Raw genomic sequence first — 22,351 nt, 5'->3', positions numbered from 1 at the left:
ATTTTTTAAAAATTAAAATTAGAATGTGTTGATTGTTTTTCTAATAGCAACTAATTTGGTCATTAAGTCTTCAAAATAATCCAAGTGTAACATATTAGCACCATCGCTTTTAGCATTTGCAGGGTCAAAATGAGTTTCGATAAAAATTCCATCCACTCCCACAGCAATTCCAGCTTTGGCAACCGTTTCAATCATATCAGGACGACCACCAGTTACTCCAGCTGTTTGGTTGGGTTGTTGTAACGAATGCGTAACATCAAGCACAGTAGAAGCGTATTGTTGCATAGTAGGAATTCCTCTAAAATCGACAATCATATCCTGGTAGCCAAACATGGTTCCGCGATCGGTAACCATTACGTTTTGATTGTTACAATCCAATACTTTTTGAACGGCATGTTTCATGCTTTCCGGACTCATAAATTGTCCTTTTTTCAAGTTGACTGTTTTTCCTGTATTGGCGGCAGCCACAACTAAATCAGTTTGGCGCACTAAGAATGCAGGAATTTGCAATACATCTACATATTGTGCTGCCATATCTGCATCTTCATTTGTATGAATGTCAGTTACAGTTGGAACATGAAACGTTTCAGATACTTTTCGAAGGATTTTCAAGGCTTTTTCATCTCCAATTCCTGAAAAACTGTCAATTCTTGAACGATTTGCTTTTTTGAACGAACCTTTAAAAACGTAAGGAATTTGTAGTTTGTCTGTAATACCGACTAATTTTTCGGCAATACGCATGGCCATTTCTTCTCCTTCGATGGCGCATGGACCTGAAAGTAAAAAGAAATTGCCACTTTCGGTATGCTTAATTTGAGGAATATTTAGTATGTTCATAGGTGTTTTTTAGTGATTGCAAAGGTAGTTATGATTTACGATTTAGAGTTTTGATTTTCTGTTTTTTTTGGTATTTTAGAAGAAAATTAACTACTATATCGATATTGTAATTTATGCTTTTTTCTACTTTTTAATCGAAAGCCCTACTGGACATTTTAAATATCCTTTTTCGTAGATATTGAGATATAAAACAATTGGTTTTTTTTGACCATCCCAACGAATTTCATAGATGTTAAGAAATCCAGCTCCCATGGCTGTTCTTTTAGAAGGAAAAGGGCAGCAGGTTTCTAGTTTGGTATAACTGATTTTTTCTCCTTTGGGACCAGCCAAAGCATTCAGAAAACGTTCTTCATTTAATTGCTCATTGTTAGTGTGGTAATAAAAAATATTGATAGGATAATCTTTATTGTAACCGTATTTTTTGTCTTTGCTGTATTCGGTAATAACAAAAGTATTGTCTCTAGAAAGTTTGGGGATAGGAGCGTTATCATCTACATTTTTTAAGCTTGATTTTGTACTGATACAAGAACTGCTTAAGAATATTAAAATTATAGCAACAATTATTTTTTTAGAAATAATAAAGAATACTAATTTTTTATTTTCTTGTAATTGTTTACGTAAATAGGTTATTAATTGTGATTTCATAAAATTGAATTAATTTTGAAATGTTTGGTTCACTTAATTGTCTTACAAAGATATTGAGAACTAAGCTAGTTTTTTGCTTTTTTTTGAAATACGATAGTTTATTTGCCTTATGTAACATTTCTCACATTGAGTTAGAAACTTACTACTTAATTTTGCTAAAAAAATAATAGATATGGAATTGATTTATCATACCTGGTCCTGGTATATTTCGGGTTTTCTAATTGGCTTAATAATGCTGATTTTAATTTATTTTGGAAAATCTTTTGGAATGTCTTCCAATTTGAGAACCTTATGTAGTATGGCTGGAGCTGGAAAAAAGGTAACGTTTTTTAATTTTGATTGTAAATCACAGCGTTGGAATCTTGCAGTTGTAGTAGGCGCTATGTTGGGTGGTTTTGTAGCCACACACTATTTAAGCAATTCCACGAATGTTGCTATAAATCCTGAAACGATAGCGCAGCTTGAAATGATGAATATTGATGCTCCTGAAGGAAAATTAATGCCAGATGCTTTGTTTTCGAATGCTATTTTCGAATCTCCTAAAGCAATTTTAATTTTGATTATTGGCGGAATATTAATTGGTTTTGGATCTCGTTATGCTGGTGGTTGTACTTCGGGACATGCTATTTCTGGATTGAGTAATTTACAACTTCCTTCTCTAATAGCTGTAATTGGGTTTTTTATTGGCGGATTAATTATGGCTCATTTTATTTTACCTTTAATTGTATAAAATATGAAATTAATAAAATTTATTTTAGTTGGATTTGTTTTCGGAATTGTATTAACCAAATCGGAAGCGGTTTCCTGGTATCGCATTTATGAGATGTTTCAATTCCAATCTTTCCACATGTACGGAATTATCATGGTGGCTGTTGTAACAGGAATCATTGGAATCCAAATTATAAAAAAATACCATTTAAAAGATTATTCAGGAACTCCAATTTGTATTCCTGATAAAGAGCATTCTACAGCGCGCTATCTTCTGGGCGGATTGATTTTTGGTTTAGGCTGGGCATTAGTTGGTTCTTGCCCTGGTCCAATATTTATATTGATAGGAGCAGGATTTAGTAGTGTTATCTTAGTACTTCTGGGAGCTTTGATAGGAACTTTTTTATATGGAGTATTGAAAGACAAGTTACCTCATTAAAAAACGATTTTACAGCTAATTGTGTGAAAGAAAAAAGGTTTAAACCATGAAGTTAATTAAGGAATTTAAGAACACAATAAGCCTAAAATTTCTTAATTAACTTCATGGTAAAAAAAAATAGTTCTATAAAAAAAGCATTCGCCGCGACGAATGCTTTAAAAATTGGGTAAATTTTGTAGTTTATTAAATTATTTCAGCACTTAAACCTGCTTCTAAAAGCTGTGTACATTGCGGTTTTAATTTTGTAATTGGTCCAGTTTTAACGGTACATTTTCCATTATAATGAACAATTAACGAACATTGTTCGGCTTGTTCTGGAGTATGTTCGCAAACACGCATTAGGGTTTCAATTACATGGTCAAAAGTATTAACATCATCATTGTAGACAATAATTTCGTTGTTTTTAGCTGTGACTTCTTGTACGCTTACTCTTTCTCTAATTTTTTCTTTAGTACTCATTGTGTTGTTTTTTGTACTTTAATTATTTGATAATAAACAGAATACTAATTTACATATTTTAGTGAAACCCAGTTGTTTCTTTCGAATTTTTTAACATAAGTTAAGCCTTTTTCGGTGCAAGAAGCATCTATAAACGGAATATCTTCAGTGTAAAAACCACTTAACAATAAAGTTCCTTTTGGATTTAGACAATCTACATAAGTTTGCATATCGTTCAACAAAATGTTTCTGTTAATATTAGCAATAATCAAATCGTATCTTTTACCTTTTAATAAAGACGCATCGCCTTCATAAACGGTAATATTTTTACAATTGTTACGCTCTGCATTTTCAATAGAATTCAAATAACACCAGTTGTCAATATCAATGGCATCAATAGGTTGAGCGCCTTTCATTTCGGCAAGAATAGCCAAAATTGCTGTTCCGCAACCCATATCTAAGGTTTTCATTCCAGTAACATCAATTTCTAATAAATGTTGAATCATCATGTGAGTAGTTTCATGATGTCCTGTTCCAAAACTCATTTTTGGTTCAATCAAAATATCAAATTCTGCATCCGTTTTTGGATGAAAAGGTGCTCTTACGTGACATCTTCCATCTACATCAATAGGCTCAAAGTTCTTTTCCCATTCTTCATTCCAGTTTACCTGATCGATTTCTTCGTAATTGTAATCAATTTCAAATTCTTCTGAGTGCAAAATATTTACATTTTCAAGAATCATTTCGTCCCATAAATCTTTTTGAACAAAAGCTGAAATTCCTTTTTCCGTCTCCGTAAAACTTTCGAAAGCGAGTTCGCCTAATTCGGCAATTAAAATTTCAGAACCCAATTCTTTTGGTTCAATTGTAAAATGGTAGGCGATATAAATATTTGACATATTGATTTTTTTTGTGCAAAGGTACTATTTCTCTTTTACCAAAATCAGAAAAATAAAAAAAGCGATAAAATGAATTATCGCTTTTTAGAGTATAAAAATGTTTTCTTTAGATTGCTGTTACAATGGCAACAAAATCATCTGCTTTTAGAGCAGCTCCACCAATAAGACCACCGTCTACATCTGGTTTTCCAAAAATTTCTTTAGCATTATCTGGTTTTACAGAACCTCCGTAAAGAATAGTTACATTCTCAGCAATTTCTTTTCCAAAAGCTTTAAGAACTGTTTCTCTAATGAATTCGTGCATTTCTTGTGCTTGTTCTGGCGAAGCAGTTTCACCTGTTCCAATAGCCCAAACTGGTTCGTAAGCTAAAACAATTTTGTCCCAAGATTTAGCATCAATTTGGAACAAACCATCTTTCAATTGGTTTTCAACAATATTGAAATGATTTTCTGATTGACGGTCTTTTAATTCTTCACCAAAGCAAAAAATCACAGTCATATCATGTTTTAAAGCTGTATTTACTTTATCAGCAATTAAAGCGTCAGTTTCGTTAAAAATAGCTCTACGCTCAGAGTGTCCTAAAATTACAGTGTTTACTCCAACTCCTGTTAACATATCAGCAGAGATTTCTCCTGTAAATGCACCACTTTCAGTTTGGTGAACGTTTTGTGCAGCAACATTAATGTTAGATCCTTTTAATTGACTTACTGCTGCAGCCAAGTTTACAAATGTAGGCGCAACAATTACTTGTGCTGTAGTATTTGCAGGTACTTTTGCAAGTAATTCACTTAATAATTCGCTAGTTTGTGCCGCATTTTTGTGCATTTTCCAGTTTCCTGCTACAATCTTTTTTCTCATTTTAGTAGTGTTATATTTGAATTTTATTTTTTGTTAGTCTTAATTTATTGTTTTTCTAATTGATCTAAAGTCGCATTGATTTTTTCGAAATCCGTTTCTATAGCGCGATATAGAGCAATTTTTCCTGTTTTGTCAATAATAATGTATCTCGGAATCCAGTTCAAATCTATTGCTTTTGCAAAAACGCCACTCATTTGGTCATTAGCCATGTAATGTACTCCTTTTAATTGGTGTTTTTCAATTCCTGTTTTCCATTTATCAGCGGTTTTATCCATCGAGATAAATATATAATTTGTATTGGGATGCGCTGCTTGTAATTCTTTTATTTTTGGCATTGCTTTTACACAATCGCCGCACCAGGAAGCCCAAATTTCGATTACCGTATTTTTTCCTTTATTTTGGGCCAAAATAGTTTCGAAAGCTACTTGATAGTCCTGAGTATCCAACAAAGTTTCTGATAAGGATTCTTTAGAAAATGCTGTTTTTTGAGCATTCGATTTAGTACACGAAATCGTAACTAAAAGAAGTAAAAAAGCGATAAGTTTTTCTGTTTTTTTCATTGTAACAAAGTTAAAATAAACAATTTGATTGCTGTTTCTGGATTACTATTTTTTACAACATCATCAATAAAATAACAAAAACAGCTTTAAGAGTTATAAAAATACAAATGAAAACGTAATAGTTAGTATTATATTTTTCCGATTCAAAAAATACTACCTAAAATAAGTCTCTAAAAAAGCTTTTTTGAGCATTTTTCGACTTTTTTAAAGCATAAAAAAAGCTCATAAATCCTATTTTTAGTCTTTATGAGCTTTCTTTTTTATAACTTTAAATCCTGTATGTCGTTGTAATGCACTTTTTGTTTTACAGTTCCTTTGTCTAAAATTACAATACTTGGATTGGCTCTTTCTATCGTTTTTAAGGCAATGGCATCGCAGGTATAAAAGTCAAATTTTAGATTGTATTTTTTCTGTGCTTTTTCAATTTCTTCCTGAGACGAATTGGTCATGCCAATTACTTTGTATCCTTTTGCAGTGGCATCTTGGTTTAACTTTGCTAGTCTTTGCATTCCATCTTCGTCAGATAAAGTCAAATCATAAGTTACTATCATTAACAATTTTGGTTCTTGCAGTAATTCATCTTTGTAGTCAGACCCGTCTTTTGTCATCGTGAAATCATGAATAGGAGGAACGTAACCTTCGCTAATTACCTTATCTTTTCTATCAACAAATTCAGCTCCTTCAGGGATATTCATTAAGTCTTTTTCGGTAAATTCCTGATTAACTCCATTCACTTTATAAATAAAAATCATTTCAACAACAGGCATAGGAGCTCCTTCGGGAATTTCCATTCCTTTTTGGATATTTGTTCCCACTTTGTACGGTCGAAAATCAATTATTGGTAAGTGATTCAAAACAGAATAGGCCATAAAAATACAGGCTGCTAATCCTAGAAGAACAATGGCATTTTGAAAAATTTTATTAAAAAATAACGGTTTTACCAGTCTTTTGTTTACATATAAAATAAGGATAAAGAACAGTAAAACAACATCTTTAGTAAACGATTCCCAAGGTGTAAGGTGTAAAGCGTCTCCAAAACAGCCACAATCTTTTACCACATCATAATAAGCAGAATAAAAAGTAAGGAAGGTAAAAAATACAATCATTAGCAAAAGACTCCAAATTGTGAATTTTGATTTATAGCCAATAATTAACATGATTCCTAACAGTACTTCTAGAATAACTAAAAATAAGGCCAATGGCAAGCTAAAAGGAACTAAAAATGGCATGTTAAATACAGGCTCGCTAAAATATTCGGCTAGTTTGTATGAGAAACCTACAGGATCATTTAATTTGATTAAACCTGAAATGATGAATAAAGTTCCAACAAATAGTCTTGAAAAATGGGTGAGTGTTTTTTTCATAAAGGTTATTGATTTTTAGCAAATCCCATTAATATTAATGCAAAAATAGAGTAATTAATCATGTCCTGATAATTAGCATCAATTCCTTCAGATACAATTGTTTTTCCTTTATTGTCTTCAATTTGTTTTACGCGAAGTAGTTTTTGCAAAATCAAATCCGTCAATGAACTTACACGCATATCACGCCAGGCTTCGCCGTAATCATGGTTTTTGGCTTCCATTAATTCTTTAGTCAATTTTACTTTTGCATCATACAATTGAGTTGCTTTTGCGGAATCTAAATCGGGTTGATCTACAACACCTAATTCCAGCTGAATCAAAGCCATAATCGAATAATTGATGATTCCGATAAATTCGCCCGATTCGTCTTCGTCGACTTTTCGAACATCATTTTCTTGCAAACTTCGAATTCTTTGTGCCTTAATAAAAATTTGATCGGTTAAAGAAGGTAATCTTAAAATGCGCCATGCGCTGCCGTAATCTTGCATTTTATTTGCGAATAAGGAACGGCAAATTGCAATTACCTTATCGTATTCTTGAGAAGTATTCTTCATTATTGATGTATATTTGTCTAAAATTTTCTCAAAAATAGGGATAAATTTTAAAAAGATTCAACTTTAAAATAAAGATTAAAAAATGACTATTAACTGCAAAGGACAGCTGATTGATTTATCTCAACCTAAAGTAATGGGGATTTTGAATATAACACCTAATTCTTTTTTTGATGGCGGAAGGTATTCGAGCGAATCAGCAATTTTAGCGAAGGTTGAAAAAATGCTAGCCGAAGGAGCTACTTTTATTGATATTGGAGCCTATTCAAGTAAACCCAGCGCCAAATTTGTGTCAGAAGAAGAGGAGTTAAACCGTATTGTTCCTGTTGTGAAATTATTGGTTAAACATTTTCCTAAAATTTTAATTTCAATCGATACTTTTAGAAGTGAAGTAGCACGAGTTTGTATCGAAAACGGAGCTGCTATTATTAATGATATTTCGGCAGGAAATCTCGATGATAAAATGCTTGAAGTTATTGCCAAATATAATGTTCCTTACATTATGATGCACATGCGTGGCACACCTGAAACCATGCAATCTATGACTGAATACGAAGATGTAGTGAAGGAGGTTTTGTTTTATTTTTCAGAAAAAATAAGTCAGGCTCGAAGTTTAGGAATCAACGATTTGATTGTAGATCCAGGTTTTGGATTTGCTAAAACCATAGCGCAAAATTATGAAGTAATGCAAAAACTGGAGTTGTTTCAAAGTTTAGAATTGCCCATTTTAATAGGGATTTCCAGAAAGTCAATGATTCATAAAACATTAGAGATTAGTGCTGATGAAGCCTTGAACGGGACAACTGTTTTGAATACGATTGCTTTAACAAAAGGGGCTCAAATTTTGAGAGTACACGATGTAAAAGAAGCAGTTGAATGTGTGAAATTATATGAAAAAATGAATTGTAAAGGATGAAATATTTTAGTCTGATTGTAGTTTTGTTTTTAATTTCCTGCGGAAATAAAGAAGATATTTTACTTCCAAAATCGGGTACCACAGTAATTAGTGATGTACAAGATCATTCGCCTATTTATATTTTTTTTCGAATAAAAGAGAAAGATACTTTGGCAGAAGTCAATCGGAAAAACAGCATTATTACGACCAATTGGATTCTGAATATCGATAAGCGTTTGCCTTTGAAATTAGTCATTCCCGAAGTGATGAAACTGCAAGATAAAAAACGCAAAGAAAAAGCACATCAAAACGAAAAAGTCGAGAATTATTATTCATATGCCGATTCGATCGGGAAAAACATGGCTTTTATTCCTTTTACAAAAGTGTATTATAACATTGGAAAACCTAAAAGTAATGACTTTGTTATATCTTTTAAAAAAGGAAACGATTTGGTTTGGCTTAACGGAAGAGCGGTAAAAAAATCAGATTTATTACAAGAAATTTTTAGTATCCGATTTATAAATAAACCAAGGATTGTAATACAGTTTGATAAGAATATGTCTTATGGAGAATACATTCAAAATAAGATTCTAATTCGAAAATTTGATTTATATAGTGTAAATCCAATTGCTCCAATAGAATTTATTTACTAAAATCAGCATTCTAAAATTTGCAATTTTACTGATGATGATACGGTTCGTTTCTTAAAATGGTAAAACCACGATACAATTGTTCGATAAAAAATAATCGTACCATTTGATGAGAAAAAGTCATTAGCGAAAGCGAGATTTTTCCTTGTGCTTTAGCATAAACTGTGTCTGAAAATCCATAAGGTCCACCAATTACAAAAACTAATGTTTTGATTCCTGAGTTCATTTTCTTTTGTAATTCTTCCGAAAACCCTACGCTGGAAAAGTTTTTTCCGTTTTCGTCTAATAAAATTAATTGGTCTGTTGGAGTTATTTTCGACAAAATCAATTCGCCTTCTTTTTCTTTTTGCTGGCTTTCAGATAAGTTTTTTACATTTTTGATATCAGGAATAATTTCCAAATCAAATTTGATATAAAAAGACAAACGTTTGGTATAATCGTCAATTAAGGTTTGAAGCGCTTTATTATCCGTTTTGCCTATGGCGATGAGTTTGATATTCATTTTAAGGATGATTTTCGAAGCGGCAAAGATATTAAACTAGTTTTAGATTTTTAGGATTACCTCAATTTGCGGGTATAAATGTACTTTTGTAAAAAATATTTTTTAATGGATTCATTTACTCAGGTTCTTTTAGGAATTGCTACAGCCGAATTATGTGCCGGTAAAAAGTTACAACGTAAAACTTTTTTGTACGGAGCCATTCTGGGAACATTACCAGATTTAGATGTTGTAATAGGTCGGTTTATGAATCCTGTTGACGGAGTAGCTATTCATCGGGGAATAAGTCATTCTGTATTGTTTTTTTTATTGCTCTCTCCATTTTTAGGTTGGTTAATTACTAAAATGGAACGGGATAAAATTAATTTTGGTTCAGCAACTAAAATGGTTTTTTGGTGCTTACTCACACATGTTCTTTTGGATCTTTTTACCTCTTGGGGAACACAAGTTTTTTGGCCGCTTCCAGATCGGATTGCCTTAAAAACTATTTTTGTAATTGATCCTTTGTATACCATTCCATTACTGATTTGTCTGATTTTAGCCTGGAGAAAAAAAGATGATTTCTTTTCTCGAAAAAAATACGTGCTTACTGGTATTTATTTGAGTTCATTTTATTTATTGTTAACATCTGGTTTGAAATTATATGCTTTACAACAATTTGACAAAGCACTTAAAGTACAAAATATAGCGTATGATGATTTAATTGTAAAGCCAACAGCTTTTAATTGTATTTTGTGGAATGCGAATGTAGCTACTAAAGACGCCTATTTTCTGGGTGATTATTCTTTATTGGATACACAACCCATTTCTTTTAAGAAGTATCCAAAAAATAAAAAATTGACTCAGCAGCTTGCAGGAAATAGTGATTTTGAAAAATTGAAAGTTATAAGTGAAGGCTGGTTTATTGTTACAAAAAACGAAAATCAATTCTATTTTAACGATTTGCGTTTTGGCTTACTAACTTCTAATTCACAGAAAACGCAATTTGCTTTTAGTTATGTTTTTAAATATGAAAACGGAGTTTTAAAAGCGCATGAAGTTCCTAAAAGAAAGAGAGACGGAATGGCTTTAATGAAAGGTATTTTTAAACGGCTAAAAGGAAATTAACGAATAAAACTCAGGAAACACCTGAGTTTTATTCGTTTTAATATTTAATAATTAAGATTTTTTACCTTCAATATTAGGCAAGAAACCCGTTATGATTCCTATTAAAGGGAGAAAAGCACAAACCGTAAAAACGTAAGTAATACTGGTGTCATCCGCTAATTTTCCTAAAATTGCCGAACCCAAACCGCCCATTCCAAATGCAAATCCAAAGAATAATCCCGCTACTAAACCTACTTTTCCGGGTAATAATTCGGTGGCGTAAACCAGAATTGCCGAGAAAGCAGAAGAAATGATTAATCCAATGATAATGGATAAAATTCCAACCCAAAATAAGGAAACATAAGGCAATAAAAGGGTAAAAGGAGCTGCGCCTAAAATAGAAATCCAAATCACATATTTTCTTCCAAATTTATCACCTAATGGTCCACCAATCAAGGTTCCAGCTGCTACCGCACCTAAAAAGGCAAACAAATAAAATTGAGATTGCTGGATAGATACATGGAATTTATCAATTAAGAAAAAAGTGTAATAACTAGTAATACTGGTCAAATAAAAATACTTTGAAAAGATTAAAACAAGCAAGATTATTAAAGAGAATATAATTCTGTTTTTTGATAAATGTTGCGTAGTTATTTTTTCTGGAGCAATCTTATTTTGTTGCTTTAATACCATTTGATCGCTGTACCAAATGGCGATTTTATACAAAACTAAAATGCCGATTAATGCAATAGCACAAAACCAAATAATATAAAATTGTCCAAACGGAATTACAATTAAAGCCGCTAATAATGGGCCAATCGCACTTCCTGCATTACCACCTAATTGAAAAATAGATTGTGCTAATCCTTTTTTGCCACCCGAAGCCAAATGAGCTACACGGGAGGATTCTGGATGAAAAATTGAAGAACCAATTCCAATTAACGCAACTGCAATTAACAGATAGTAAAAACTAGTTGCTATAGAAACAAAGAATAAACCTGTTAAGGTAAAACTCATTCCTATCATTAAAGAATACGGTTTCGAATTCTTATCAGTGTACATACCCACAAAAGGCTGTAAAATGGATGCCGTAAGTTGGTATGTTAAGGTAATTAAACCAATTTGAGCAAAACTAAGATTGAATTTCTCTTTGAATAACGGATAAACCGAAGGAATTACGGCTTGTAATAAATCATTAATAAAATGAGAAAAGCTAATTGTAAAAAGTATCGAATAGATTGTTTTTTGTACTATTTCAGGATGTGTTTTAACGTTTTCCATGAGTTGTTTTTTAATTTTAATGGTCTTTAAAATAACAGCTGTATTATTTTTTACAAAGATGCTAATAAAAGTTGTTGTCGGAATTGCTATATTTGGACAATGAATAATGATAATCAGACATATCAAGTAGTGGACTTTGGATTCCAAATCAATCCAGATTTTCCTGTTTTAGGGTATAGTGAAATGGTTACCAATGCTGTTTGCTTATCACATGCGCATCCCAGAGCACAATTAATTTATGCCACCAGCGGCGTGATGAATGTAGTGGTAGACGATCAAATTTGGGTGGTAAATCCATTGCAAGGACTTTGGATTCCAGGCGGAATGGAACATGAAGTTTCGTTTCAAAAAGATGTGAATTTGTATAGCGTTTTTATTGATCCTTCTTTTACAGATGGATTGCCTACAGCTAGTTTTTCCTTTGATATTTCGGTGTTTTTGAAACAGTTACTTTTTAAAATCATTTCTTTTGAAAAAAATGAAGTGATTAGCGTTTCCCAAAGAAGAATTATGGATGTTTTTTTAGATGAATTGGCTTTAATTCAACCCAGTGCTACTTTTTTGCCTACAACCAATCATCTTCGGTTGAAAAATGTGGTACAGCTTTTACTGAACGATGTTGCCAGTAAATATACCATTGATTATTATGCTGAAATTTCATGTATGAGTAGCCGAACTTTATCGCGTTTGTTCATCAAAGAATTAGGAATGAATTTTAGTGATTGGCGCATTCGATTAAAATTATTAGAAGCCATAAAAAGATTAGGCGAAAAACAATCTATCAAAGAAATAGCTTTCGATTTAGGTTATGAAACCACGAGCGCCTTTATTTTTATGTTTAAAAAACATTTAGGTAAAACGCCTTCAAATTATATTTTAGAAAGTAATGATTAATTATTTTGGGTTGTTTGTGGTAATTACAAAAACAATTAAAACTTCATCAGTGGTGTTAATTAGCGAATGAAAACCTTCGCCACTCATAGCAGTAATACTTCCTTTTTTGATTGTTTTTTTTCGAATAATACCTTCTTTTTTTGTCATTTCCGAATATTCACCTTCACCGTGCATCACGATATAAAGTTCTTCTTCATTTCGGGTTCCATGAGTATGAAAACCCGCTTCGTCGCCTTTGTTGAAGAAAACCATATAAGCACCAATTCGATTGTTTGTTAATTCGCCTTCGTCAAACATTTGTAGTAAAAAAACAATTCCGTTTCCTCCGTACATTGGATCGCGCTTATCCACTTTTACAACGGTTCTTTCGGGTTTATTGAAAGGTGTTACACTCAAATCGATGTATTGAGAGACCAATTCGATTATTTTATTGTTTTCAGATGTTGTTTCAGACATTATAATTGTATTTGTTGATAAAATTGAATTATTTTTTCAAATGTAAAACATAAATCTTTGACAGAATTACTTTAGAATAATTTTAAGTGATTTGGAAACAAATTTTCTATTCCACAAAATATGTCCTACTTTAGCAACATATAAATTTCTAGTAAAAATGATTAGCGAAGCACAATTTCAAAACGAGTTAGAACTATTAATTGCAAATGCCATCAGGGAAGATGTAGGAGATGGAGATCACAGTTCACTCGCTTGTATTCCAGCAAGGGCTCAGGGAAAAGCAAAACTTTTAGTAAAAGATAATGGAATAATTGCAGGTGTTGCATTTGCAAAAATGATTTTCAATTATGTGGATTCTAATTTAAAAATTGAAACTTTTATAGAAGATGGAGCTCCGGTAAAATTTGGAGATGTAGTTTTTCATGTTTCGGGAAGTTCTCAGTCTATTTTAAAGGCAGAACGTATGGTTTTGAATTCGATGCAACGCATGTCGGCTATTGCTACTAAAACGAATAGTTATGTGCAATTATTGGAAGGAACAAATACTAAAATTTTAGATACTCGTAAAACGACTCCAGGTTTTCGTGTAGCCGAAAAATGGGCTGTGAAAATAGGAGGAGGAGAGAATCACCGTTTTGCATTGTATGATATGGTGATGTTGAAAGACAATCACATTGATTTTGCTGGCGGAATTGCATTGGCTATAGCCAAAACCAAAGAATATTTAAAAGAAACCAATCGCGATTTAAAAATTATTGTTGAAGCAAGAGATTTGGATGAAGTAAAAGAAATCGTGGCTGCAGGTGGAGTATATAGAATTTTGTTAGATAATTTTGATTATGATATGACTAGAGAAGCGGTCGCTTTTATTGGTGATGCGAGTTTAACGGAATCATCAGGAAATATCAATGAAGATACTATCCGTCATTATGCTGAATGTGGTGTAAATTATATCTCTTCGGGAGCTTTGACGCATTCAATTTATAATATGGATTTAAGTTTAAAAGCAATAGACTAATTGTTCTATTAAAAAGAAAATGAATGTCAGCAGAAATTGAACAAAAACTTAATAAGATTCCTTTATTGCGAAATTTTGTTAGATGGTCCAAAAGCATAAAACTGAGATGGCTTAGTGGATTGCCTTTGTATGATTTAATAGAATTGTACGTCATTGGTATTGCCGAAGGGGCTTTGTCAAATCGTGCTGGGGCTATTGCGTTCAGTTTTTTTATGGCTTTGTTTCCTTTTGCGTTATTTGTTTTAAACCTTATTCCGTATATTCCAATTGAAGGTTTTCAGGATGATTTCCTGAAATTTGTTGCCGATGGGGTTCCTCCAAATACTTTTTATGCTGTAAAAAACATCATCAACGATATTTTACATAATAGTCATTCTGGATTGTTGTCATCAGGGTTTTTATTATCTGTCTTTTTGATGGCAAATGGATTAAATGCTATTTTGGGCGGTTTTGAAAATTCTAAACACGTACTGGTTAAAAGAGGTTTTTTTAACCAATATTTTGTAGCAATTGGTTTGTCGTTATTTTTAGCTTTTTTATTGATTATTACCGTAGCAATTATCGTTGTTTTTGAAGTTTTTATTCAGCAGCTCAATGCTCGTGATTTTTTTAACGATAAGATACCGTTTATGGTTATGGCGCGTTATGTATTTTTAATTTTAATGATTTTGACTACAACATCAGTGCTTTTTAAATTTGGAACAAAAAATCAGGAAACCCGATCTTTTATTTCTATAGGTTCTGTATTTACTACCATTTTAACCATTATTAGTTCGTATTTTTTTGGAGTTTGGGTAATTCAATTTTCAAAATACAATGAATTGTATGGTTCTATAGGAACTTTACTGATTGTTATGTTTTATATCTGGATTAACTGCATGATTTTGTTGCTGGGTTTTGAACTCAATGAAGTGATTAATAAAGTGAAAAAACGAGAAAAAATCAGTTTATAAATACTGTAAACCAAGATTTAGTATTAAAAAGAATAAGTATCATAAATGTATTTTGTTGAAGTAATTTTACCGTTGGCTCTTGCTAAAACATTCACTTATAGTGTTTCTGAAGCTGAATATAATTATATTCAAAAAGGAATGCGAGTGGCGGTTCCATTTGGGAAAAGTAAAATTTACACCGCTTTAGCAATCAATTTACACCAGGATAAACCTACTTTATACGAAGCCAAAGAAATTCATCAAATTCTTGATGAAAAACCAATAGTAACCGAAAATCAAATTAAACATTGGCACTGGATTGCAGATTATTATATGTGCGCCATTGGCGATGTCTATCGCGGTGCTTTGCCAAGTGCTTTGCTATTGGAAAATGAAACTTTGATTACACAAAAAATAGGTGGTTTTGTAGACGAAAGTCAACTTACGGATGATGAGTTTTTGATTTATCAGGCGCTGCAACAACAATCGTCTTTAAAATTACAAGATATTATTGGGATTTTGAATAAGAAAAATGTTTTTCCAATTATTCAAAAACTAATTGATAAAAATGTCTTGGTTCTCCAAGACGAAATGCAGGAAAGTTATAAACCTAAATTGGTGAGATACATTCGCCTGCATTCTAAATACGAGTCCAGTCAGGGATTGAATGATTTGTTGGAGGTTTTAAAAAATGCCAATAAACAAAAAGAAATCGTTTTGACTTATTTTCAATTAAGTGCAACTGAAAAGAAAAAACCAATTTCGGTTAAGAAATTAGTAGAAACTTCGAATGCTACTTCAGCGGTGGTAAAAGCCTTGATTGATAAAGAAATTTTCGAAGATTATTTGTTGCAGCAAGATCGTGTCAATTTTACAGGAGACTCTAATTCGAATCAATTACAATTAAGTCCGGCGCAACAAAAAGCTTTTGAAGAAATCAATACTAGTTTTCTGGAAAAAGAAGTTTGTCTTTTACACGGAGTGACTTCGAGTGGAAAAACCGAAATTTATATTAAACTGATTGAAGAATTTCTGGCAACAGAAAAACAGGTTTTGTATTTGTTGCCAGAAATTGCATTGACCACTCAATTAGTAACCCGATTGCAAGCACATTTTGGAAATAAAGTTGCTGTTTTTCATTCGAAATACAGTAATAATGAGCGTGTGGAAGTTTGGAATCAGGTATTGCAAAATTCAGAAAAAGCGCAAATTGTAATAGGAGCAAGGTCGGCTTTGTTTTTGCCCTTTTCCAATTTAGGTTTCATTATTGTTGATGAAGAACACGAACAGACTTTTAAGCAAGTAGATCCTGCACCAAGGTATCATGCGCGTGATGCTTCGATAGTTTTAGCCAGTTTTTTTAAGGCTAAAGTTTTGCTGGGTTCGGCTACGCCAAGTATTGAATCTTATTATAATACGACTGTAGATAAATATGGTTTGGTCGAAATTAAAGCGCGTTATGGAAATGTAATGATGCCCGAAATTGAATTGGTAGATTTAAAAGACAAGTATTTCCGTAAACGAATGACGGGACATTTTAGTGATGTTTTGATTGATGGAATTACTACGGCTTTAAGTTTAGGAGAACAGGTGATTTTATTTCAAAATAGAAGAGGTTATTCGCCATTATTAGAATGTATGACTTGCGGTCACGTGCCGCAATGCCAACAATGCGACGTGAGTTTGACCTATCACAAACATAAAAGCCAACTTCGATGTCATTATTGCGGTTATTCGATTGCTAAACCTACTAATTGCCATAGTTGTTCTAGTATTGATTTAACGACCAAAGGTTTTGGAACCGAACAAATTCAGCAGGAATTAACGCAATTGTTTCCAGAGCGAAAAATTGGTCGAATGGATCAGGATACGACTCGGGGGAAATTTGGTTTCGAAAAAATTATCGATAGTTTTAAGAATCGTGAAATCGATATTATGGTAGGAACGCAAATGCTTGCCAAAGGATTGGATTTTGATAATGTGAGTCTGGTTGGAATCATGAATGCTGATAATATGCTGTATCATCCAGATTTTAGGGCTTTCGAAAGAAGTTTTCAAACCATGACTCAAGTGGCGGGACGTGCTGGTAGATCAGAAAAACAAGGAAAAGTAATTATTCAAACCTATAATCCAGAGCATAACATCATTCAACAGGTCACTAATAATGATTATGAGGGAATGTATAAAGAGCAGTTGTATGACCGTCAAATTTATAAATATCCACCTTATTTTAGGATTATAAAACTAACGTTGAAACATCGTGATTTTGAAAAACTAAAAGAAGGTTCTTTGTGGTTGTATCAGGTTTTAAGTCAGCATTTGGGGATTCCAGTTTTAGGTCCTGAAGAACCTGGGATTAATAGAATCAGAAATGAGTATATTAGAACTATAATGATTAAAATTCCTCATAATGTCTCGGTTATAGGAACAAAAAAAACTATCCAAAAAATATTGAATAGTTTTGATAATGTGGTGCAATATAGAGCGATAAAAGTAGCGCTAAATGTTGATTTTTATTAAGTAGTTTTATGCATAAGATAAAGCTTTTATTAAATCTTCTTTTTTGTTTCGGCTTAAAGGAATTTTAGTTGTACCAATTTCAGCAAACTTACTATTGAAGCGTTCTACCTTATCTATATTAATAATGTAGGATTTGTGAACTCGTACAAATTTCTTTTTTGATAAATCGTTTTCAAAAGATTTCATCGTAGAAAGAACCAAGTTGCTATCGTCTTCGGTAACTACTCTTACGTAATCTCCAAAAGCTTCAATCCATTTGATTTTTGAAGTGTACACTTTCAGTTTTTTCAAATTACTTTTGATAAAAATGTGTTCTCCTTCTTCTTCCTTAGTGTCTTGTTTAAGCAAGTGCAAATCAATAGCTCTTTTTACTGATGCGCTAAATCGGTCTACAGCTATAGGTTTCTGTAGATAATCAGTGGCGTCGTAATCAAATGCTTTAAGTGCATATTCCGCTTTAGAAGTAATAAAGATAATTTGAGGTTTTGTTTTTAGTCCGTCTAAAAAATCAAATCCACTAATTACAGGCATTTCTATATCGAGAAATATTAAATCTACAGTATGCACCGACATGCAACTTTTTGCTTCAATTGCATTGGAAAAATCACCAATTAAATGTAGATTTGGGTGATTATTTACTAACTTTGCGATGATAATCCGTTGTATCGAACTATCATCTACTACGACACAATTAAGTTTCATAATTTTTAAATTTTAAGATTTGGCTAAGTAAAAGTATTGTAATTTATTTACAAATGCTAATCTTTATCGGCTTTTTTTGTAGTACAACGAATAAAGTTTGTTTTTGTTTTTTTATTCGAATTAAAAGTTTACTTTTGCAGCCAATTTAACAAATAAATAAATTTTTTATGAATCATTATGAAACTGTTTTCATTTTAAATCCCGTTTTATCTGATGTTCAGGTAAAGGAAACAGTAAGCAAATTTGAAGATTTTCTTACTAGTAGAGGAGCAGAAATGGTATCTAAAGAAGACTGGGGTCTTAAAAAGATGGCTTACGAAATCCAAAACAAGAAAAGTGGTTTTTACCATTTGTTCGAATTCAAAGTATCAGGAGAAGTTTTAATTGCTTTTGAAACTGAATTTAGACGTGACGAAAGAGTTATGCGTTTCTTAACTGTAAGTCTTGACAAACATGCTATCTCTTGGGCTGAAAGAAGAAGAGCAAAACTTAAATCTCAAAAAGCTTAATTATCATGGCAACATTACAACAATCTGCTTCAGGAAAAAAAGACGGAGATATCAGATATCTTACTCCTTTAAATATAGAAACTAACAAAACTAAAAAGTATTGTCGTTTCAAAAAATCAGGAATCAAATACATCGATTATAAAGATGCTGATTTCTTGTTGAAATTTGTAAATGAGCAAGGAAAAATTCTTCCTCGTCGTTTAACAGGTACTTCATTAAAATACCAAAGAAAAGTTTCTGTAGCTGTAAAAAGAGCACGTCACTTAGCTTTAATGCCATACGTGGCCGATTTATTAAAATAATATAAATAAAAGTTGTTGTCTCGTTGTAATGCAACGAGACTAACTTCTATAACAAAGGACAACAACATGGAATTGATTTTAAAACAAGACGTTCAGAATTTAGGTTTTAAAGATGATGTAGTAACTGTAAAAAACGGATACGGTCGTAATTACTTAATCCCACAAGGATTTGCTCAATTAGCTACTTCTTCTGCAAAGAAAGTATTAGCTGAAAACTTAAAACAAAGAGCGCACAAAGAAGCTAAAATCGTTGCTGATGCAAAAGCATTAGCTGAAGCTTTAAAAGCACTTGAGATTAAAATTTCTGCAAAAGCAGGTGGTGAAAAATTATTTGGTTCAATCACAAATATTGACATCGTTGCAGCTTTAGAAAAAGCAGGTCAAACTATCGATAGAAAATTTGTAACTTCTGGAATCGTTAAACGTACTGGAAAATATTCAGCTACTGTAAGATTACACAGAGATGTTATCGTTGATTTACCTTATGAAATTGTTGCTGAAAAAGCATAATTTCTAAAGAATTATATTTTAAATCCCGTCTCGTTCCAAAAACGAGATCGGGATTTTTTTTTAATCTGAATTTATTTCAGATTCTGTTGCATATTAATATTGTATCTTACAAAATAGATACTGAAACAAGTTCAGTATAAATGAAATACACAAGACTTACAAAAGAGCAATTTGAAGAATTGCATCCGGAATTCACTAACTTTTTAGCAACTCAATCTATTGATAAAGCAGAATGGGATAAAATAAAAGTAGAAAAACCAGAAGTAGCAGAACAGGAGCTAGATGTTTTTTCTGATTTGATATGGGAAGGTGTTTTGGCTAAAGCAGAATATTTAGAGCATTTTTCTAAAAATCATATTTTTCTTTTCCAATGTTTTGAAACCGAAGTAAAATCGATTGTTTTAAAATCCTTAGTTCCGGAAATTGATTTCTTGACCAAAGACGGATTGCAGTGGTTGAGTGATAATATGTTTACCGAAACAATAGAAATGAAAGTAGGTAAAAAAGTATTTACCGAAGAACGAAATGTATCAATTTTTTCATTAATTCAGCAAGGGGCTTTTTTAAGTGATGGACAATTATTCCAACAAATAAATTCAATTATAGAATCATAAATTGAATGTTTTTTCTTTTAAATTGGTTATTTTAGTGCGCTGTTTACAGAAACTAAAATGACCAATTTTTTTTATATGGATGTGCTAAATACAATTCAAAATTTAAGAGAAGAACTCAATCTTCATAATTACAATTATTATGTATTAGATGATGCAAAAATATCTGATTATGAGTTTGATGTAAAATTAAAACAGCTTCAAGATTTAGAAAATGCGCATCCAGAATATTTTGATGCCAATTCTCCAACACAAAGAGTAGGAGGGACAATCACTAAAAATTTTCAAACGGTAGCACATAGACAGCGCATGTATTCCTTAGATAATTCCTATTCTAAAGAAGATTTATTGGATTGGGAAGTTCGAATTCAAAAAGTTTTGGGGAATGTTGATTTGCAATATACTTGCGAATTAAAATACGATGGTGCATCGATTAGTATTACTTATGAAAACGGAAAATTAGTTCGTGCCGTAACTCGTGGAGATGGTTTTCAGGGAGATGATGTGACGAATAATATTAAAACCATTCGTTCGATTCCTTTGAGTTTAAAAGGAGATAATTATCCTGAAAAATTTGATATTCGTGGCGAAATTATTTTGCCTTTTGCTGGTTTCGAAAAAATGAATCAGGAGTTGATTGAAATTGGTGAAACACCTTATTCGAATCCTAGAAATACCGCTTCGGGTAGTTTGAAATTACAAGACAGTACTGAAGTTGCTAAACGACCATTGGAATGTTTGTTGTATTTTGTTGCGGGCGAAAAACTTCCTTTTACTTCTCAATTTGATGGTTTGATTGCTGCGAGAAATTGGGGTTTCAAAGTGCCTGGAGAAGCTAAAGTGACTAATAATTTACAAGAGGTTTTTGATTTTATAGATCATTGGGACACGCATCGTCATCAATTGCCTTATGAGACTGATGGTGTTGTAGTGAAAGTAAATAATTTACATTACCAGGAAGAATTAGGTTATACGGCGAAATCCCCGCGTTGGGCAATGGCGTATAAATTCAAATCGGAACAAGTGTCTACTCAGTTAGAATCCATTTCGTATCAGGTAGGAAGAACGGGTTCTATAACGCCTGTGGCCAATTTAAAAGCAGTTCAGTTGGCAGGAACCATTGTAAAACGTGCTTCTTTGCATAATGCTGATCAAATTAAAAAATTAGATATTCGTGTTGGAGATACTGTTTTTGTTGAAAAAGGAGGAGAAATTATTCCAAAAATTATTGCAGTTGATTTAACTAAACGTCCTGAATATTCTGTACCAACAGAATACATTACACATTGTCCTGAATGTCAAACGGAATTAGTTCGAAATGAAGGAGAAGCCAATCATTATTGTCCAAATTTTTATGGATGTCCACCGCAAATTATTGGAAGAATTCAGCATTATATTTCGAGAAAAGCAATGGATATTGAAGGTTTAGGAGGGGAAACGGTGGCTTTGCTATTTAATAATGGATTGGTTCAAAATTATGCTGATTTATACGAATTGACAGTAGCTCATATTTTGCCTTTGGAAAGAATGGCTCAGAAATCGGCTGAGAATTTGGTTAACGGAGTTAAAAAATCGACTAGTATTCCTTTTGAGAGTGTACTTTATGCGTTAGGAATTCGTTATGTAGGGGAAACGGTGGCTAAAAAATTGGCGAAGCATTATAAAAATATTGATGCTTTGAGCAAAGCTACTTTGATGGATTTAGTTCTGGTAGATGAAATTGGAGAACGAATTGCAAAGAGTGTTGTTGATTTTTTTGAAAATGAAGAAAATAAAATCATAATTGAACGTTTAAAAAATTATGGTGTTCAATTTGAAATTGTTGAAAAAATAAATCCGAATGCTACTAATAAATTAGAAGGGAAAACCTTTGTGGTTTCGGGAGTTTTTGCTCAGTTTTCGAGAGATGAATTAAAAAAAGCTATAGAAGACAATGGTGGAAAGGTAGGGAGTTCTATTTCTTCTAAAACCGATTATGTGGTGGCCGGTGATAATATGGGGCCTGCTAAACTCGACAAAGCCAATAAATTGAATATTCCTATTGTTTCGGAAACGGAGTTTATGGATATGATACTTTCCAGTTAATGTACAATGTAATTAATTCTACTATTTGTATTCGAAAATAAGTGTTAAGAATTTAACAAAAAGTTTCAAATCATCGTTATACTTTTTTAGATTTGCCAGCT

At 32.2% G+C, this 22,351-nt stretch carries 26 protein-coding genes; 14 read left to right on the top strand and 12 right to left on the bottom strand.

Features of this window, described 5'->3' with window-relative positions; all coding sequences use genetic code 11:
* Positions 1–18 precede the first annotated feature (18 nt).
* Both kdsA and AAGV33_RS08425 read right to left on the bottom strand, forming a co-directional pair.
* Positions 19–837, bottom strand: coding sequence for a 3-deoxy-8-phosphooctulonate synthase (kdsA, locus tag AAGV33_RS08430; RefSeq protein WP_373391529.1), 819 nt, complete (start codon positions 835–837; stop codon positions 19–21).
* 123 nt (positions 838–960) lie between these two features.
* Positions 961–1,482, bottom strand: a complete 522-nt coding sequence (locus AAGV33_RS08425) for a 2-dehydro-3-deoxyphosphooctonate aldolase (RefSeq protein WP_373391528.1) — start codon at positions 1,480–1,482, stop codon at positions 961–963.
* Between the two features lie 172 nt (positions 1,483–1,654).
* On the opposite strand from AAGV33_RS08425, the gene AAGV33_RS08420 reads away from it, so the two are divergent.
* A complete protein-coding gene (locus tag AAGV33_RS08420; protein WP_373391527.1) occupies positions 1,655–2,212 on the top strand; it encodes a YeeE/YedE family protein in 558 nt (185 codons plus the stop codon).
* Positions 2,213–2,215: 3 nt separating this feature from the next.
* Positions 2,216–2,629, top strand: a complete 414-nt coding sequence (locus tag AAGV33_RS08415; protein WP_373391526.1) for a DUF6691 family protein — start codon at positions 2,216–2,218, stop codon at positions 2,627–2,629.
* Positions 2,630–2,812: 183 nt separating this feature from the next.
* On the opposite strand, the gene AAGV33_RS08410 is transcribed toward AAGV33_RS08415, so the two are convergent.
* The 6 genes from AAGV33_RS08410 to AAGV33_RS08385 all read right to left on the bottom strand — a co-directional run bounded on the left by AAGV33_RS08410 (position 2,813) and on the right by AAGV33_RS08385 (position 7,303).
* On the bottom strand, positions 2,813–3,088 hold the full coding sequence (locus AAGV33_RS08410) for an ATP-dependent Clp protease adaptor ClpS (RefSeq protein ID WP_373391525.1): 276 nt from the start codon (positions 3,086–3,088) through the stop codon (positions 2,813–2,815).
* A 44-nt stretch (positions 3,089–3,132) separates the two neighbouring features.
* The gene (gene prmA, locus AAGV33_RS08405) at positions 3,133–3,966 is read right to left on the bottom strand and encodes a 50S ribosomal protein L11 methyltransferase (RefSeq protein WP_373391524.1); all 834 of its coding nucleotides are present in this window, start codon (positions 3,964–3,966) and stop codon (positions 3,133–3,135) included.
* A 106-nt stretch (positions 3,967–4,072) separates the two neighbouring features.
* On the bottom strand, positions 4,073–4,825 hold the full coding sequence (gene tpiA, locus AAGV33_RS08400; RefSeq protein WP_373391523.1) for a triose-phosphate isomerase: 753 nt from the start codon (positions 4,823–4,825) through the stop codon (positions 4,073–4,075).
* Between the two features lie 44 nt (positions 4,826–4,869).
* Positions 4,870–5,385 carry a TlpA family protein disulfide reductase gene (locus AAGV33_RS08395; protein WP_373391522.1) on the bottom strand — a complete coding sequence of 172 codons (516 nt, stop codon included), beginning with the start codon at positions 5,383–5,385 and terminating at the stop codon, positions 4,870–4,872.
* A 260-nt stretch (positions 5,386–5,645) separates the two neighbouring features.
* Entirely contained in the window at positions 5,646–6,749 is a 1,104-nt protein-coding gene (locus AAGV33_RS08390; RefSeq protein ID WP_373391521.1) for a BT_3928 family protein, read from the bottom strand.
* Between the two features lie 5 nt (positions 6,750–6,754).
* Complete coding sequence (locus tag AAGV33_RS08385) at positions 6,755–7,303, bottom strand: DUF1599 domain-containing protein (RefSeq protein ID WP_373391520.1); 549 nt, start codon at positions 7,301–7,303, stop codon at positions 6,755–6,757.
* An 82-nt stretch (positions 7,304–7,385) separates the two neighbouring features.
* On the opposite strand from AAGV33_RS08385, the gene folP reads away from it, so the two are divergent.
* Positions 7,386–8,216, top strand: a complete 831-nt coding sequence (gene folP, locus AAGV33_RS08380) for a dihydropteroate synthase (protein ID WP_373391519.1) — start codon at positions 7,386–7,388, stop codon at positions 8,214–8,216.
* Complete coding sequence (locus AAGV33_RS08375) at positions 8,213–8,848, top strand: hypothetical protein (protein ID WP_373391518.1); 636 nt, start codon at positions 8,213–8,215, stop codon at positions 8,846–8,848. Before folP ends, AAGV33_RS08375 begins: the two co-directional genes overlap by 4 nt.
* A gap of 25 nt (positions 8,849–8,873) precedes the next feature.
* On the opposite strand, the gene rlmH is transcribed toward AAGV33_RS08375, so the two are convergent.
* Complete coding sequence (rlmH, locus tag AAGV33_RS08370; protein WP_373391517.1) at positions 8,874–9,347, bottom strand: 23S rRNA (pseudouridine(1915)-N(3))-methyltransferase RlmH; 474 nt, start codon at positions 9,345–9,347, stop codon at positions 8,874–8,876.
* 105 nt (positions 9,348–9,452) lie between these two features.
* On the opposite strand from rlmH, the gene AAGV33_RS08365 reads away from it, so the two are divergent.
* Positions 9,453–10,451, top strand: coding sequence for a metal-dependent hydrolase (locus tag AAGV33_RS08365; protein ID WP_373391516.1), 999 nt, complete (start codon positions 9,453–9,455; stop codon positions 10,449–10,451).
* Between the two features lie 51 nt (positions 10,452–10,502).
* Here AAGV33_RS08365 and AAGV33_RS08360 read toward each other — a convergent pair whose 3' ends face one another.
* On the bottom strand, positions 10,503–11,711 hold the full coding sequence (locus AAGV33_RS08360; protein ID WP_373391515.1) for an MFS transporter: 1,209 nt from the start codon (positions 11,709–11,711) through the stop codon (positions 10,503–10,505).
* A 99-nt stretch (positions 11,712–11,810) separates the two neighbouring features.
* Here AAGV33_RS08360 and AAGV33_RS08355 point away from each other — a divergent pair, with 99 nt between their 5' ends.
* On the top strand, positions 11,811–12,605 hold the full coding sequence (locus AAGV33_RS08355; RefSeq protein ID WP_373391514.1) for an AraC family transcriptional regulator: 795 nt from the start codon (positions 11,811–11,813) through the stop codon (positions 12,603–12,605).
* Here AAGV33_RS08355 and AAGV33_RS08350 read toward each other — a convergent pair whose 3' ends face one another.
* Positions 12,606–13,061 carry a hypothetical protein gene (locus AAGV33_RS08350; protein WP_373391513.1) on the bottom strand — a complete coding sequence of 152 codons (456 nt, stop codon included), beginning with the start codon at positions 13,059–13,061 and terminating at the stop codon, positions 12,606–12,608. It lies immediately after the preceding gene.
* Between the two features lie 157 nt (positions 13,062–13,218).
* Here AAGV33_RS08350 and nadC point away from each other — a divergent pair, with 157 nt between their 5' ends.
* The 3 genes from nadC to priA are packed head-to-tail and all read left to right on the top strand — an operon-like array spanning position 13,219 to position 17,531.
* On the top strand, positions 13,219–14,079 hold the full coding sequence (nadC, locus tag AAGV33_RS08345; protein ID WP_373391512.1) for a carboxylating nicotinate-nucleotide diphosphorylase: 861 nt from the start codon (positions 13,219–13,221) through the stop codon (positions 14,077–14,079).
* A 23-nt stretch (positions 14,080–14,102) separates the two neighbouring features.
* Entirely contained in the window at positions 14,103–15,032 is a 930-nt protein-coding gene (locus tag AAGV33_RS08340; RefSeq protein WP_373391511.1) for a YihY/virulence factor BrkB family protein, read from the top strand.
* Between the two features lie 45 nt (positions 15,033–15,077).
* On the top strand, positions 15,078–17,531 hold the full coding sequence (gene priA / locus AAGV33_RS08335; protein WP_373391510.1) for a replication restart helicase PriA: 2,454 nt from the start codon (positions 15,078–15,080) through the stop codon (positions 17,529–17,531).
* Positions 17,532–17,537: 6 nt separating this feature from the next.
* Here priA and AAGV33_RS08330 read toward each other — a convergent pair whose 3' ends face one another.
* Positions 17,538–18,233, bottom strand: coding sequence for a LytR/AlgR family response regulator transcription factor (locus AAGV33_RS08330; RefSeq protein WP_373391509.1), 696 nt, complete (start codon positions 18,231–18,233; stop codon positions 17,538–17,540).
* A 167-nt stretch (positions 18,234–18,400) separates the two neighbouring features.
* Between AAGV33_RS08330 and rpsF the strand changes: the two genes are divergently transcribed.
* The 5 genes from rpsF (at position 18,401) to ligA (ending at position 22,250) form a co-directional block, all read left to right on the top strand.
* The gene (gene rpsF, locus AAGV33_RS08325; protein ID WP_072944700.1) at positions 18,401–18,742 is read left to right on the top strand and encodes a 30S ribosomal protein S6; all 342 of its coding nucleotides are present in this window, start codon (positions 18,401–18,403) and stop codon (positions 18,740–18,742) included.
* Between the two features lie 5 nt (positions 18,743–18,747).
* Positions 18,748–19,044, top strand: coding sequence for a 30S ribosomal protein S18 (rpsR, locus tag AAGV33_RS08320; RefSeq protein WP_007138295.1), 297 nt, complete (start codon positions 18,748–18,750; stop codon positions 19,042–19,044).
* A 66-nt stretch (positions 19,045–19,110) separates the two neighbouring features.
* Positions 19,111–19,554, top strand: a complete 444-nt coding sequence (gene rplI / locus AAGV33_RS08315) for a 50S ribosomal protein L9 (protein WP_373391508.1) — start codon at positions 19,111–19,113, stop codon at positions 19,552–19,554.
* Positions 19,555–19,694: 140 nt separating this feature from the next.
* Positions 19,695–20,168 carry a DUF6495 family protein gene (locus AAGV33_RS08310; protein ID WP_373391507.1) on the top strand — a complete coding sequence of 158 codons (474 nt, stop codon included), beginning with the start codon at positions 19,695–19,697 and terminating at the stop codon, positions 20,166–20,168.
* 75 nt (positions 20,169–20,243) lie between these two features.
* On the top strand, positions 20,244–22,250 hold the full coding sequence (gene ligA, locus AAGV33_RS08305) for an NAD-dependent DNA ligase LigA (RefSeq protein WP_373391595.1): 2,007 nt from the start codon (positions 20,244–20,246) through the stop codon (positions 22,248–22,250).
* Positions 22,251–22,351 lie beyond the last annotated feature (101 nt).

The organism is Flavobacterium magnesitis (assembly GCF_041729735.1).
In the GTDB taxonomy this organism is placed as follows: domain Bacteria; phylum Bacteroidota; class Bacteroidia; order Flavobacteriales; family Flavobacteriaceae; genus Flavobacterium; species Flavobacterium magnesitis.
This window is presented reverse-complemented; position numbering and strand designations above follow the sequence as displayed.